Below are 12,760 nucleotides of genomic sequence, written 5' to 3'. Positions count from 1 at the left end.
GATGAAAAATGGCATTCTGGCCCTGATTCTGGGCACCCTGACCTTTGCCGCACTGGCGGAGAGCAGCCAGGACGATCTGGTTAAACGGGGGGAGTATCTGGCACGCGCCGGTGACTGTGTGGCCTGCCACACCAGCAAAGGCGGCGCAACCTTTGCCGGTGGTCTGCCGATGGCGACACCGATTGGTACCATCTACTCCACCAATATCACGCCCGATCGCGACACCGGCATTGGCGAATACAGCTATGACGACTTCCAGAAAGCGGTGCGTCACGGCGTGGCGAAAAATGGTGATACGCTCTATCCGGCGATGCCATTTCCCTCCTACGCGGTGGTCAGCGATGAGGACATGAAGGCGCTTTATGCCTGGTTCATGCATGGCGTTGCGGCGGTTAAGCAGCCAAACCGGGAGAGCGACATTCCCTGGCCGCTGTCGATGCGCTGGCCGCTGGCGATCTGGCGCGGCATTTTTGCGCCCGATGTAAAAGCGTTCCAGCCTGCCGCCCAGGAAGATCCGGTGCTGGCGCGGGGTCGCTATCTGGTTGAAGGGCTGGGCCACTGTGGAGCCTGTCACACGCCGCGCAGCATCACCATGCAGGAGAAGGCGCTGACCAACCAGGAGGGCAGCGACTATCTGGCAGGCAGCAGTGCACCGATTGATGGCTGGACCGCCAGCAACCTGCGCGGTGACAACCGTGACGGGCTGGGACGCTGGAGCGAAGAGGATCTGCGTCAGTTCCTGCGCTATGGCCGCAACGATCACACCGCCGCGTTCGGTGGCATGACCGACGTGGTGGAACACAGTCTGCAGCACCTGAGCGAGGCCGATATCACCGCCATTGCGCGCTATCTGAAGTCGCTGGGTGCAAAAGACCCGAATCAGGCGGCGTTCAGCGTGGATGATGCCACGGCAAAAGCGCTGTGGCGTGGCGATGACAGCCAGACCGGTGCGGCGACCTACGTCGACAGCTGTGCAGCGTGCCATAAAACCGATGGCAGCGGCTATAAACGTTTCTATCCGGCACTACGCGGTAATCCGGTGGTGATGGCAGAGGATCCGACCTCGCTGATCCACATTGTGCTGGTGGGCGGACAGTTGCCTGGCGTCAATGGTGCGCCGTCGACCATCACCATGCCGGCATTCGGCTGGCGTCTGAATGATCAGCAGGTGGCGGACGTAGTGAACTTCGTGCGCAACAGCTGGGGCAACAAGGCGTCAGAACCGGTGACCGCGAAACAGGTCGCGTCGCTGCGTAAAGATGAGAAGGATCGTCTGGGCAGTGCAGACATCCGGGTGCTGGAAGGCAAATAACCCGTAGTAAAAAAGGCCGTCATCATCAGGATGACGGCCTTTTCTTTTAAATATTCTCCAGATCGATTCCGCGCGTTTTCGGCCCGTAAATCCCTACCGACAGCATCACCATCACCATGCTCAGCACGATGAACGTAATCACGCCTGCCGTTCCTGCGTACTGCAATATCATCCCAATGAGAATACTGCTGAAGACCGTTGAGAGGCGGCTGAAGGAGTAGCAGAAGCCGACTGCCCGCGCCCGGATGTGGGTCGGGAAAATCTCGGTCTGATAGGCGTGAAAGCTGAAAGTCAGCCAGGCGTTGGACCAGGTAATCAGGAAGCCGCAGAGGATCAGCAGCACCGGCTGCGTCTGGAAGGCGAACAGCGTGCCGAATACCACCGTCATCAGCGACGACAGGACGATCTGCCACTTATTTTCCAGCCTGTCGGCGTAGCGGCTGCAGATCAGCGATCCCAGCGGATAGGCCAGCGTGATGAAGAAAGCATAGAGCAGGCTGTGCGTCACCGTGGCTCCACGGCCTGACAATAGCGCAGGTAGCCAGTTGCCAAAGCCGAAAAAGCCGATTGCCTGAAAAAAGTTCATCACCACCAGCATCAGAGTGCGCTTGCGGTAAGCGGGTGACCAGATTTCACTGAAGCGTCCCTTTTTGGGCAGTTTTGCCGCTGCATCTTCAGCTGAAAACGCGGGTCCGGCCGGGATGCCGCAGCGTTGCTCCATCACCGACAGCACTTTATGCGCCTCCTGATGACGATCCTGCTGCACCAGCCAGCGTGCCGATTCCGGCAGATTTCTGCGCACCAGCCAGATCACCAGTGAACAGAGTGCGCCTGCGATCACGACCCAGCGCCAGCCTTCCAGACTGAGCAGCGTTTGCGGAATCAGCCACCAGGACATCAGCGCCACCGCAGGCACCGACAAAAACTGCACGAAAAAGGAGAAGGCAAAAGCGCGGCTGCGCAGATGGCTCGGCACCCATTCCGACAGATAAGTATCGATGGTCACCAGCTCGACGCCCAGCCCGATCCCTACCAGAAAGCGGAACAGAATGATCATCTCCGCGCTCTGCTGGAACGCCATCAGCAGCGAAAACAGCCCGTACCAGAGCAGCGCACACATAAAGGTCAGGCGGCGGCCAAAGCGATCAGCGTAGGGGGCCAGCAGGCTGGCACCGAAAAACAGACCCAGGAAGGTGGCCGAGGCGAACGCCGCCTGATCGGAGAAACCCAGCACGCCCGCCGCGCCCGTGTGAAATACGCCCGCCGACAGCAGGCCGGTGCTGATGTACCCGGTTTCAAACAGGTCATACAGTTCAAAAAAACCGCCCAGCGCCAGCAGCGTGATAAAGCGCCATAATCCGGCAGAGGAGGGCAGCGCATCAATGCGCGCGGCTAAGCTATTACGGGCCGCCAATGAAGCGTGCATCGGCGGCAGGCTGGTGGAGTGGGTGGTCATATCAGCGTGAACCTCAGGCAATGTGGATACGACTCGCAGCCGGTCAGAGGCTTATACCGTTAGCAAGCGAAGAGATAGCAGAATAATCAATTCATCTGCCAATGCCGAGAGCGTCGTTGCTGACGATTTAGCAAGATACGTTGCAGGTTTTGCCATTCATCGCAGATCAACTCCGGCATTGTGATCAGGCCAGGATCTGTTTGCAAACTCAGAGCTGTCTCTCAGTCCAATAACGCGGTAGCAGGCCCGCATGGATGCAAATGCTACAATTGCGCTATCATAGTCTCGCTTTGTTACATCTTCTTCATGGATGCAGAAAAGCTGAGCTGAAGAAGCTGACACAATCAGGGAAAGATGAGGTGTAACGTGAGTTTTTTTGACGAGCTTAAAGCATCGCTGAAAGAAGCTGTTGAGATCAAAAACGGTGCCAAAGAGCCAGGTCGTGTTACCCGCTATGCGGTGGCCGACGTGAAGACTATTCGGGCACTCAATCCATGCCCATATATCCCTCCTGCCGGAAAAGCGAGAAAGCGCCACCGATAATGCCCGCATCGGTGGCACGTTACTTTAAGGCAGTTGCGGCCAGACGCCGGGTCCAATCGGCAGTCCCAGCCAGTACCAGGCGACCAGCAGTGCTATCCAGCTGATAAAGAACACCAGCGGATAGGGGAAGATCAGCACGTAATAGGTCCCGAGCTGCGCATCTTTCTGGTAGCGCTGCAAAAAGGCCAGGAACAGCGGCAGAAACGGCGACATCGGTGCCAGCGGCAGCACGGCGGAGTCGGCGATGCGGAAAATCATCTGGGCAAAGGCGGGATGGAAGCCGAGCAGCATAAACATCGGCACGAAGACCGGGGCGAGAATCGACCAGATTGCTGAGCCGCTGGCGATAAACATGCAGAGAAACGCCGACAGGAACATCAGGCCGAGAAACGCGGGCGCACCGCTGACGCCAGCGCTCTCCAGCACGTCGGTCAGCCCGATTGCCATGAACTTGCCCATGTTGCTCCAGTTAAAGAACGCCACGAACTGCGAGAGCGGAAAGACCATCACGATAAAGCCCGCCATGCCCTTCATCGGATCGACCAGCAGCTGCGGGATATCATCCGGACGGCGGATCTGCCGGGTGACCACGCCGTAAGCAATGGCGACCACAAAGAAGAACAGAATGATGATCGGTACGATGCCCTGAATAAACGGCGAGGGAATAATGGCGCCGGTAGCGGGGTTACGCAGCGGCGCATTTTCCGGCACCACCAGCAGCGCCATCACGGCGATAAACAGCAGTGCGGCCATCCCGGCGGCCCGCAGGCCGCGGTTCTCCAGCGGCGTCAGTGCCGCCAGCTTCTCACCATTGCCCTTCCACTGCGGCAGGCGCGGCTCGACAAACTTATCGGTCAGCAACGCGCCCACAACCGTCAGCACAATCACCGAGGTGGCCATAAAGAACCAGTTATCGATGACGCTGACATGCACCGTGTCGCTGACCGCTTTCGCCGCTTCGGTGCTGATCCCCGAGAGCAGCACATCGGTGGTGACAATCAGCAGGTTGGCGGTAAAGCCTGAGGCCACACCGGCAATGGCGGCCAGCAGGCCCGCCACCGGATGACGGCCCACCGCCAGAAAGATCAGTGCGCCCAGCGGCGGCATCACTACCAGCGCGGCATCCGAGGAGATATGACTGAAAAAGGCGATAAACAGCACCATATAGCTGGCGTAACGACGGCTGACGCGCGACGCCATCTTCACCATCAGCGACTGTAACAGGCCGACCTTTTCTGCCAGTCCGGCACCAATGACCAGCGCCAGAATCGAACCCAGCGGGGTAAAGCTGCTGAAGTTCTTAATGATATTAGGCAGGATCCACTGAATGCCTGCGACGCTCAGCAGGTTATTCACCCGGACAATTTCGCCGTTGCTGGGGTTTTTTACCGCCAGGTCCAGCGCGCTGATAACGGCGGTCGCCACCATCAGAACAACAATCAAATAGACAAACAGTAAAAACGGGTTAGGTACTTTATTGCCCACACGCTCGATCCAGCTGAAAAGCCGGCCAGGGCTGCGGTTCCCGGATGTTGCTTCCATGGTATTGATTCTCGTCTTGTGTTCCCCTTATCGGTGGAGGCCCGGTCTGACGCTTGTCGTGATCTACAACAGGCGGTGAGTTCAGATTCGGCTCCGCTGAATCAGGGAAGTGTTTGCAATATTTTTTATAGTGGTCCGTATCAGAGACACGGCCATTGGCTCATTCGGCCAGTTTTGTGGGTGTGATCCCCGCCGGGATAGGGCAGTAATAAGGCTGCGCGCCACGTACCCGTTCGAACTCGGCCCTGCAGCCAGCCAGTGCCTGCGGTTCTGTTAACAGCGTTAACACCGTGGCCGCCATCACTTTACTCGCCAGAAACATCCCCTTATGCCCGATACTGGTGCGACCCTGCGCCACCAGTTGCCAGGTGTGCAGCGGCGTGCCGAAGGTAAAGCAGGGCGCAAAGCACTGTGCGGTCGGCGTTACCCAGCTGACATCGCCGACATCGGTGGAGCCATAAAGCAGCTCACGCGTGACCGCATAGGGCGCAACCTCATCCATAAACAGCCTGTCGCCCAGCTGTTCAGCCCAGGCATACCCGGCTTCGCCACCAGTGCGGGCGACATTGAGCCGGGCATTGCGCAGATCGTCATCGGTCAGGGTGGCACGCAGTTCGGCCGCAAACGCGCGCTCTTCGTCGCTGTAGTCGGGCAAACCAAACTGATGCAAATAACGCTCCATCACCGCTTCCAGCGCGCGGTTAGGCACGTAGTCCGAACAGGCTTTGTCAAAACGCACGGTCAGCGTGGTATCGGTCATCAGCGCTGCGCCCCTGGCGATATTGATGACTCTCTCATAGATCGCCTGCGCCTGAGGCAGTTCCGGGGCGCGAATCAGGTAGAGCACTTCTGCATCGGCCTGCACCACATTTGGTGAGACGCCGCCGCTGTTGGTGATGGCGTGATGCAGACGCGCCTCCTGCACGATATGCTCGCGCAGGAAGTTGGCCCCGGTATTCATCAGCGTGACGGCATCCAGTGCGCTGCGGCCCAGATGGGGTGAGTTGGCCGCGTGAGCGGCGACACCTTTGAAGCTGAAGGCCGCCTGTATATTGGCAAGCGTCCGCAGATTAAACATCCCGCTGAAACCTTCAGGATGCCAGGTCACGGCGGCATCGACGTCGTCAAACAGCCCTTCGCGTACCATAAAGGTTTTGCCCGATCCGCCCTCTTCGCCGGGGCAGCCGTAAAAGCGAACCGTGCCGCCCGTGTGATGCTGTTCCATCCACGCTTTCACGGCGCAGGCTGCAGCAACGCCTGCCGTACCGAGCAGGTTGTGACCGCAGCCATGGCCGTTGCCGTTGGCTTCCAGCGGTTGTGGTCGGGCGCAGCCCGACTGCTGGCTCAGACCGGCCAGCGCATCAAACTCGCCGAGGATGGCAATCACCGGCCTGCCGCTGCCCGCGCTGGCGATAAAGGCGGTGTCGATGCCCCCCACGCCGCGCTCTACTGTGAAACCCTCTTCCTGCAGCGCATCAGCCAGCAGAGCAGAGGAACGGGTCTCGGCGAAGCGGGTCTCAGGCGTGTCCCAGATGGCGTCGCTGAGCGTGCTGAAACGAAGCTGATGACGATTGATATAGTCGGCAATAAAGTCTTCCATCATCATGAGCCCCCAAACTGCGCCTGGTTCAGCGCCAGGATTGCCAGCAGCGTGATGGCGTCCGGCATCACCCGCTCATCAAAGTCGAATTTCGCATTGTGATGACCCGCCGCCAGCTCACAGCCAAAAATGACGTAAGAGGCCTGACCGCCGCGCTCTTTTACCCGCTCCATCATGTAGGTCGCATCTTCTGATCCTGCCGCCTGCGCTTTACGATCGACCACCGAGTCGAAGATACCGAGCGCGTCCGCCTGCTGATGGATGAAATCGACCCACGGCTGCGTCGGGGTACAGCTTCGCGCAGCACCCATCAGCGAAACTTCCTGCTCAACGCCATACATCGCTGCTGCACCGGCAATCACCCGCAGCGCCTGCTGATAAATATCGTCGTTAACCTGATTGGTCACGCCACGGGTTTCGACCTTCAGCAGAGCGCAGTCAGGCACTACGTTGCGGCCGGTTCCGGCCTGCAGCACGCCCACGTTGACCCGCGCCACGCCGCCGCTGTGCTGGGTTAAGCCATGCAGCGCCAGCGTCGCCTGTGCGGCGGCCAGCAGGGCATTGCGACCCTCTTCAGGGCGACCGCCTGCGTGGGCACCGATGCCGGTAAAGTGAACATCCAGCTTGGTGGTGGCCAGGAAGCTGTCGCTGCCGCAGACCACTTCGCCTGCCGGCACGCCGGTGCCGATGTGAATCGCGGTGAAGCGCTCAACGTCATCGACCACGCCCGCGGCGACCATCGCTTTTGCGCCGCGCACGCCCTCTTCGGCGGGCTGGAAGATCAGTTTAATCGTGCCGCTGAGCTGATCTTTCATCGCCATCAGCACTGAGGCGAGGCCCAGCCCAATGGTGGTATGACCATCGTGGCCGCAGGCGTGCATCATCCCGGCGTTACAGGAGACAAACCCTTCGCGCTGCGGCAGATGATCGGCTGCCTGGCTTTCATTGAGATCCAGTGCATCCATATCGACCCGGAAGCCCATCACCGGACCGGGACGGCCGGTCTCAAGCGTCGCCACGATGCCGCAGAATCCACCGGAGAAGTGACTGATCCACTGCGGCAGCGCGCCCTGTTGCAACGCACGTGCCTCCTGCTGCTTCAGTATGGCTTCGTCGGGCAAGCCCATCCGCGCATCGGCATCGACGACCTCACGGCCCAGCTTCAGTTGATAACCGAGCTTATGCAGTTCTTCTGCGACTAACGTCGCGGTGCGGAACTCCAGCCAGCCCGATTCGGCGTAGTGATGGAAGTCGCGACGCCACTGTTGCAGCTGTGGCAGCAGGGCGCTGATGCGGTCTGAAAGGGATTTCATCGGCTCTCTCCTCATTGTTGATTTTTTATGCACTGCGTCGAATCTACACAATGGTACTGGGCGGCATAAGATGCGAATATCTTGTGACTGATAAACAACGGTTATCGCAAAACTATGTCTGCCAATCTCAAACTTCATCAGCTGCGTGCCTTCACTGACGTGGCGCGACAGGGCAGTATCCGGGCGGCAAGCCGTCTTTCCGGGCTGTCGCAACCGGCGTTAACCAAAGCGATTCAGGAACTGGAGCGAGAGCTGGGAGCAAAGCTGTTTATCCGCCGCCAGCAGGGCGTGGTACTGACCGATATCGGTGATAACTTTTTTCGCCATGCCAGCCTGGTGCTGGCTGAGCTGCGGGTTGCAGAAGAGGATATCCAGCAGCGACTGGGGCTGGGTGGCGGTCAGGTGAACATCGGCGTGGGTGGCAGCGTGGCGCGCACCATCATGCCGCAGGTGATAAACCAGTTTCATCGCGAATACCCGCTGGTTAAGGTACGCATCGTTGAAGGCCAGCTGGTGTCGATGGTGCATGAACTGCGTCAGGGGGCGCTCGATTTCACCATCAACACCTACGATCAGAGCCATCTCGATCAGGAGCTGATGTATGAAAGGGTAATGGAGCGCGAGTATAAAGTGGTGGTGCGTAAAGGCCACCCGCTGGAAAAGGCCCGTTCTCTGGCGGCGTTACAGCAGGCGGACTGGACGATGCCAACGCCGAAAGGGAGTTACTATCGCCTGCTGCACGATTTGTTTGGCGAGCGCGGCATGGCACCCAAAATCGTGGTGACCTGTGAAACCTTTATGGCCTGCACCAGCCTGGTGGCGCAAAGCGATTTCATCAGCATTCTGTCGGTCGACGTGATTGACGATCCCATTCTGGGGCGGTCGCTGGTGGCGCTGACGCTCGACGAGCCTCTGCCGAAAGCGATCTTCTACCTGATCCAGCGCAAAGACACCGCGCTGACGCCGATGAGCAGTTATATGGCGCAACTCTTTCGGCGTTATTGTCATTAAAATCAGTGAGTAAAGCCGATCGTCTACACTGTAGAGGTACTGTAAAAAATCCACCCGACAAATAGAGGTTACGATGCAAGTCAGTCCTTATCTGTTTCTCTATGGCCGTTGTGAAGAGGCTATCGACTTTTACCTGCAGGCGACCGGGGGAGAGCTGCTCTCCAAAATGAAATTTGGTGACATGCCGGATCAGGGTGAGCAGGTCGGCGATCAGTCCGCAGCGCCGCAGCCGCCAGAAAAGATCATGCATGCCCAGCTGCGTATCGGTGACGGTGAGCTGATGCTGAGCGACGGCAACACTGAGAAGCCGCCCGCGTCTGAACATGCCGGTTACGCGGTCAGTCTTTCTACCAATGATGTTGAAGAGGGCAAAGCCTGGTTTGAGAAATTGTCGGCAGGCGGCAAGGTGACAACGGAGTGGCAGGAGACATTCTGGTCGAACGGATTCGCGATGTTCATTGATAAGTTCAACATTCCATGGCGCATCAACGTTGAGAAGCCACAGGAATAACCGAAGGTAAGATGCAGGACTGAGTTGTTAAACCTGCCTCTCAAAAGCTGGCCTGGAGGAATTAACGCCCCAGGCCAGTTTTCCTGCGCAACGGGCGCTTTTTTCAGCCGCCCGTTATCATTATCAGAAGTTATAACCCGCCACCAGGTAGTAACCCCAGCCAGTCGATTTCACTTCAAATGGTCCTTTGCCGAAGTTCAGCTCCTGACCATCTGCCCACTGTCCGCCGTTGTGGAAGTAACGCGCCACCGCAGAAATATGCCAGTGATCGTAACCCAGTGACAGAATGTGGCTGGAGGCGATGGAGTTGCTGGTACGTGATGAACCGCCTTTCTCGTTGAGGTCAGAACCCCAGTCGAAGTTGGTGAAGCCCACATAGCCCAGATTACCGCCCCACAGCTGGGTGATAGGCACGAAGTATTTCACCTTGAAGCGATAGCCATCCCAGCTGTTTTCGTTCGCCGCGCCATAGTTTTCCCACTGATATTTGGCATAGACGTTCAGCGACAGGCCGACATCGCTGTGCGTATCGATATCGGTGCCCAGACCCATATACCAGGTATTCTGGCGGTTATCGCTGTTGCGGCCCATATCGTAGATATAGTTATTGGCGAAATACCACTCCTTGAACGGACCAAAAGCCAGGCTGGTGCCGGTCAGTTTGTCGATAGAGAAGCGCGGTTCAATCTCCATAAACATCGGTGAACCGTGGTCGAACACGCCGTTGGCATTGCTGTTGCCCACGCCGAAGAAGTTAGGCACGTCCAGATAGCCATAGAAATCGAACCACTCTTTCTTCGCAAACGCTTCATATTCCAGATAAACGTCGTTGTTAAACTGCGGTCCGAAACGGGTGTGGTAGCTGCCTACCACGTTAACGCTCTGATGCCACCAGTCGGAGAGGTACTGCGGATCGCTTTCAGCAGCCTGCGCAGCACCACTCAATGAACATGCCAGCACGGCACCTGCTATCAACGTTTTAAATTTCATTATCATCAGCCACATGCTTTTGACCGCCGCACAGCAGACGCAGTCAGAGAGAAGTCGGTCCCTGGAGGGGAGTGAGGTATTCAGCAAAAAACAGCCAGTTCTTCAGCCCGCGTAGCGTGCCTGTAACAGATCGATAGAAAATAGATTTTGCTCACGTTTGTCAAAAAGTGTTGCATTACAATTCAGCTAAAATGTGATGCGCTTCACAATAATGACCGGGATCGAACGGAACCAGGCAACCGTTTACGTTGTCTGGTTCGTGATCAAACAGGCGGGATCAGGGAAGGGTGACGCGAACCTGCAAACCACAAACAGCCCCCTGTGGCGTCAGGCAGTTGGAAAGGGCGACGTGAATCTGATGTTTCTGTGCGACGTTACGCACAATGGAAAGTCCCAGCCCGCTGCCCTGGGCTTTGACATCAGGCGAACGGGTAAAACGGTCGAACGCGCGTTCGATAAAGGATTCCGGCATGCCCGGTCCATTATCGACAATATCGACCACCGTTTTGCCCGCGACCCGATGCAGTAGCACATCGACCAGGCTGCCTTCCGGCGTGTGCAACATAGCGTTACCGATCAGGTTATCGAACAGGCTGCGCAATTCGGAACGGCTGGCCTGCAGACGGTACTGCGTTGAGCCATTAAAGCCGATATCAATGCCGCGTTTGTCCGCCACCACCATCAGCTGCTCAATGCTCTCTTTCAGCAGATCTTCCAGCTCAATATGCTCCACACTGGCCACCACGCTCTGGTCATCCTGGCGTGAGACATTGAGTAACTGTGTGACCAGGTGCCGGGTACGCGTGACGCCCGCTTCCAGCTGGCTGAACTGACGGCTCGCTTCGCCGGGCTGGATGTGCTGACGCAAATTTTCCAGTTGTAACGTCACCGCTGTTACTGGTGTACGCAGCTCATGGGCAGCATCTTCCAGGAACTGACGCTGCGACGACCAGGCGTCACGTAGCTTACTCAGCAGCGAGTTGTAAGCGGCTACCAGCGGCAGAATCTCATCCGGTAAGCCCTCCGGTGAGACATTATGTGGATGATGGGTTTCCTGCGCCGCAATCTGCCGTGAAGCGACCTGCAGATCGCGCGTGATCTTACGCACCACCAGCCAGATCACCAGCAGCGACAGCGGCATCATCAGGATCATCGGAATGATCGCCGACAGCGCCCGCTTCACCATCGAGGCTTTCATGTAGCTGAGGTTGTGCATGACCTGGATGGTTTTAATCTCGCTGCCGGGCATGCCGGGCCGGGTAAAAATACGCCATTCACAGTCGTCGCACTGTCCCACATGCACATCGTGATACCCGCGCTGATTTTGCAGCGGGGCCTGCAACTCCGGCCATGAGCTGGCCCGCAACTGGCCCTGATCGTCCCAGAGCTGAACCACAAAGGCGCTCTTTGCCTTGTCCGGCGCGATAAGCATCGGCATCAGGGCGGGCATCTGTTTATTGGTGGACCAGGCATCAGCGATTTTTGCCAGCTGATCGTCCTTCATTGTGCCGACCATATCGCCGTAGCAGCTGAAAAAATACCAGGTGACGCCGCCGATCATCAGCAGATGAATAATCAGCAGGGTAGAGAGAAGTTTGTTGCGCAGTGAGCGCATAAAGCGGAAAGGTTTCATATGGCCGGAACCCGCCAGCCCAGCCCGCGCACGTTACGGATGACGTCGTTGTCCAGCTTACGCCGCATCCCGTGGATCAGCACATCGACCGCGTTGCTGCTGACTTCATCGCCCCAGCCGTAAATGCGGTTTTCCAGCTGCTCACGCGACAGAATAGCACCCGGCCGCTCCAGCAGCGCGTAGAGCAGGGCATATTCCCGCGCCGTCAGCTGCTCGCGCTGGCCTTTGTAGAGCACCTCGCGGGTCATCATATCCAGCTGGACATCGCCGCTGCCCAGCACCGAGTCTGCTGCGCCGTGGCTGCGTCGCGTAATGGCGCGCATCCGGGCCATGACTTCCTGGAGATCGAATGGTTTAAGCAGGTAGTCGTCCGCCCCGCTGTCGAGTCCCTGTATCCGCTGCGCGACCGTGTCGCGCGCGGTAAGAATCAGGACCGGCGTGGCGTCGCCGCGCCCGCGCGCCCGGCGCAGGACCTGAAGGCCATCATCGCGCGGTAAGCCGAGATCGAGCAGTACACAGCTGTAGCCGCCTTCGCTCCAGGCATTCTGGGCATAGACGCCATCGCGCACCCAATCTACTGACCAGCCCGCGCCCTGCAATGCCTGTTGCAGGTTCGCACCGATCATTTCATCATCTTCAACCAGTAACACCCGCATGGCTGATCTCCTTCATAAAGATAAGAGAGAGTTTACTCACCAATTGTTAGGCCAGAATTATCCTTCCGCCGTCATACTTCGCACTGTCGCGGCGTTGGCTGCTTTTGCTCACCCCAGTCACTGACCAATGTCAGCTCCTGGGGATTCGCGCATTTGCCGCCTTGCTACAGCACGAATTATTTTGGCGGACAAT

General features: G+C 57.9%; 10 protein-coding genes and 1 pseudogene. 4 read left to right on the top strand and 7 right to left on the bottom strand.

Features of this window, described 5'->3' with window-relative positions:
- The first annotated feature begins 1 nt into the window (after position 1).
- Positions 2 to 1,312 carry a c-type cytochrome gene (locus F3I20_RS15315; RefSeq protein ID WP_150037880.1) on the top strand — a complete coding sequence of 437 codons (1,311 nt, stop codon included), beginning with the start codon at positions 2 to 4 and terminating at the stop codon, positions 1,310 to 1,312.
- Positions 1,313 to 1,358: 46 nt separating this feature from the next.
- On the opposite strand, the gene F3I20_RS15310 is transcribed toward F3I20_RS15315, so the two are convergent.
- On the bottom strand, positions 1,359 to 2,768 hold the full coding sequence (locus F3I20_RS15310; RefSeq protein WP_150037881.1) for an MFS transporter: 1,410 nt from the start codon (positions 2,766 to 2,768) through the stop codon (positions 1,359 to 1,361).
- Between the two features lie 366 nt (positions 2,769 to 3,134).
- Between F3I20_RS15310 and nadS the strand changes: the two are divergent.
- Positions 3,135 to 3,254: pseudogene (gene nadS, locus F3I20_RS23965) on the top strand (NadS family protein); the annotation flags it as partial.
- Between the two features lie 81 nt (positions 3,255 to 3,335).
- Here nadS and abgT read toward each other — a convergent pair.
- From abgT to F3I20_RS15295, 3 genes are all read right to left on the bottom strand, one after another.
- Positions 3,336 to 4,853, bottom strand: coding sequence for a p-aminobenzoyl-glutamate transporter (gene abgT / locus F3I20_RS15305; RefSeq protein WP_150011965.1), 1,518 nt, complete (start codon positions 4,851 to 4,853; stop codon positions 3,336 to 3,338).
- Between the two features lie 160 nt (positions 4,854 to 5,013).
- Positions 5,014 to 6,456 (bottom strand): M20 family metallopeptidase, encoded by a 1,443-nt coding sequence (locus F3I20_RS15300; RefSeq protein ID WP_150037913.1) that lies wholly within the window; start codon positions 6,454 to 6,456, stop codon positions 5,014 to 5,016.
- On the bottom strand, positions 6,456 to 7,766 hold the full coding sequence (locus tag F3I20_RS15295) for an amidohydrolase (RefSeq protein WP_150037882.1): 1,311 nt from the start codon (positions 7,764 to 7,766) through the stop codon (positions 6,456 to 6,458). Before F3I20_RS15295 ends, F3I20_RS15300 begins: the two co-directional genes overlap by 1 nt.
- A gap of 114 nt (positions 7,767 to 7,880) precedes the next feature.
- Between F3I20_RS15295 and F3I20_RS15290 the strand changes: the two genes are divergently transcribed.
- Positions 7,881 to 8,777, top strand: a complete 897-nt coding sequence (locus F3I20_RS15290; RefSeq protein WP_150011961.1) for a LysR family transcriptional regulator — start codon at positions 7,881 to 7,883, stop codon at positions 8,775 to 8,777.
- A 73-nt stretch (positions 8,778 to 8,850) separates the two neighbouring features.
- Positions 8,851 to 9,288: a VOC family metalloprotein YjdN gene (gene yjdN / locus F3I20_RS15285; protein WP_150011959.1), complete on the top strand. Its 438-nt coding sequence runs from the start codon at positions 8,851 to 8,853 to the stop codon at positions 9,286 to 9,288.
- A 123-nt stretch (positions 9,289 to 9,411) separates the two neighbouring features.
- Here the strand turns inward: yjdN and F3I20_RS15280 are convergent, their stop codons facing one another.
- The 3 genes from F3I20_RS15280 to F3I20_RS15270 all read right to left on the bottom strand — a co-directional run bounded on the left by F3I20_RS15280 (position 9,412) and on the right by F3I20_RS15270 (position 12,567).
- The gene (locus tag F3I20_RS15280) at positions 9,412 to 10,278 is read right to left on the bottom strand and encodes a nucleoside-specific channel-forming protein Tsx (protein ID WP_150011957.1); all 867 of its coding nucleotides are present in this window, start codon (positions 10,276 to 10,278) and stop codon (positions 9,412 to 9,414) included.
- A 277-nt stretch (positions 10,279 to 10,555) separates the two neighbouring features.
- Positions 10,556 to 11,911: a sensor histidine kinase gene (locus F3I20_RS15275; protein ID WP_150037883.1), complete on the bottom strand. Its 1,356-nt coding sequence runs from the start codon at positions 11,909 to 11,911 to the stop codon at positions 10,556 to 10,558.
- Positions 11,908 to 12,567: a response regulator gene (locus F3I20_RS15270; protein ID WP_003855687.1), complete on the bottom strand. Its 660-nt coding sequence runs from the start codon at positions 12,565 to 12,567 to the stop codon at positions 11,908 to 11,910. The genes F3I20_RS15275 and F3I20_RS15270 overlap by 4 nt, the downstream gene beginning before the upstream one ends.
- Positions 12,568 to 12,760 lie beyond the last annotated feature (193 nt).

Source organism: Candidatus Pantoea gossypiicola, from assembly GCF_008632075.1.
Lineage (GTDB): Bacteria > Pseudomonadota > Gammaproteobacteria > Enterobacterales > Enterobacteriaceae > Pantoea > Pantoea gossypiicola.
The sequence above is the reverse complement of the archived record's forward strand: the minus strand, read 5'-3'. Positions and strand labels throughout refer to the sequence as shown.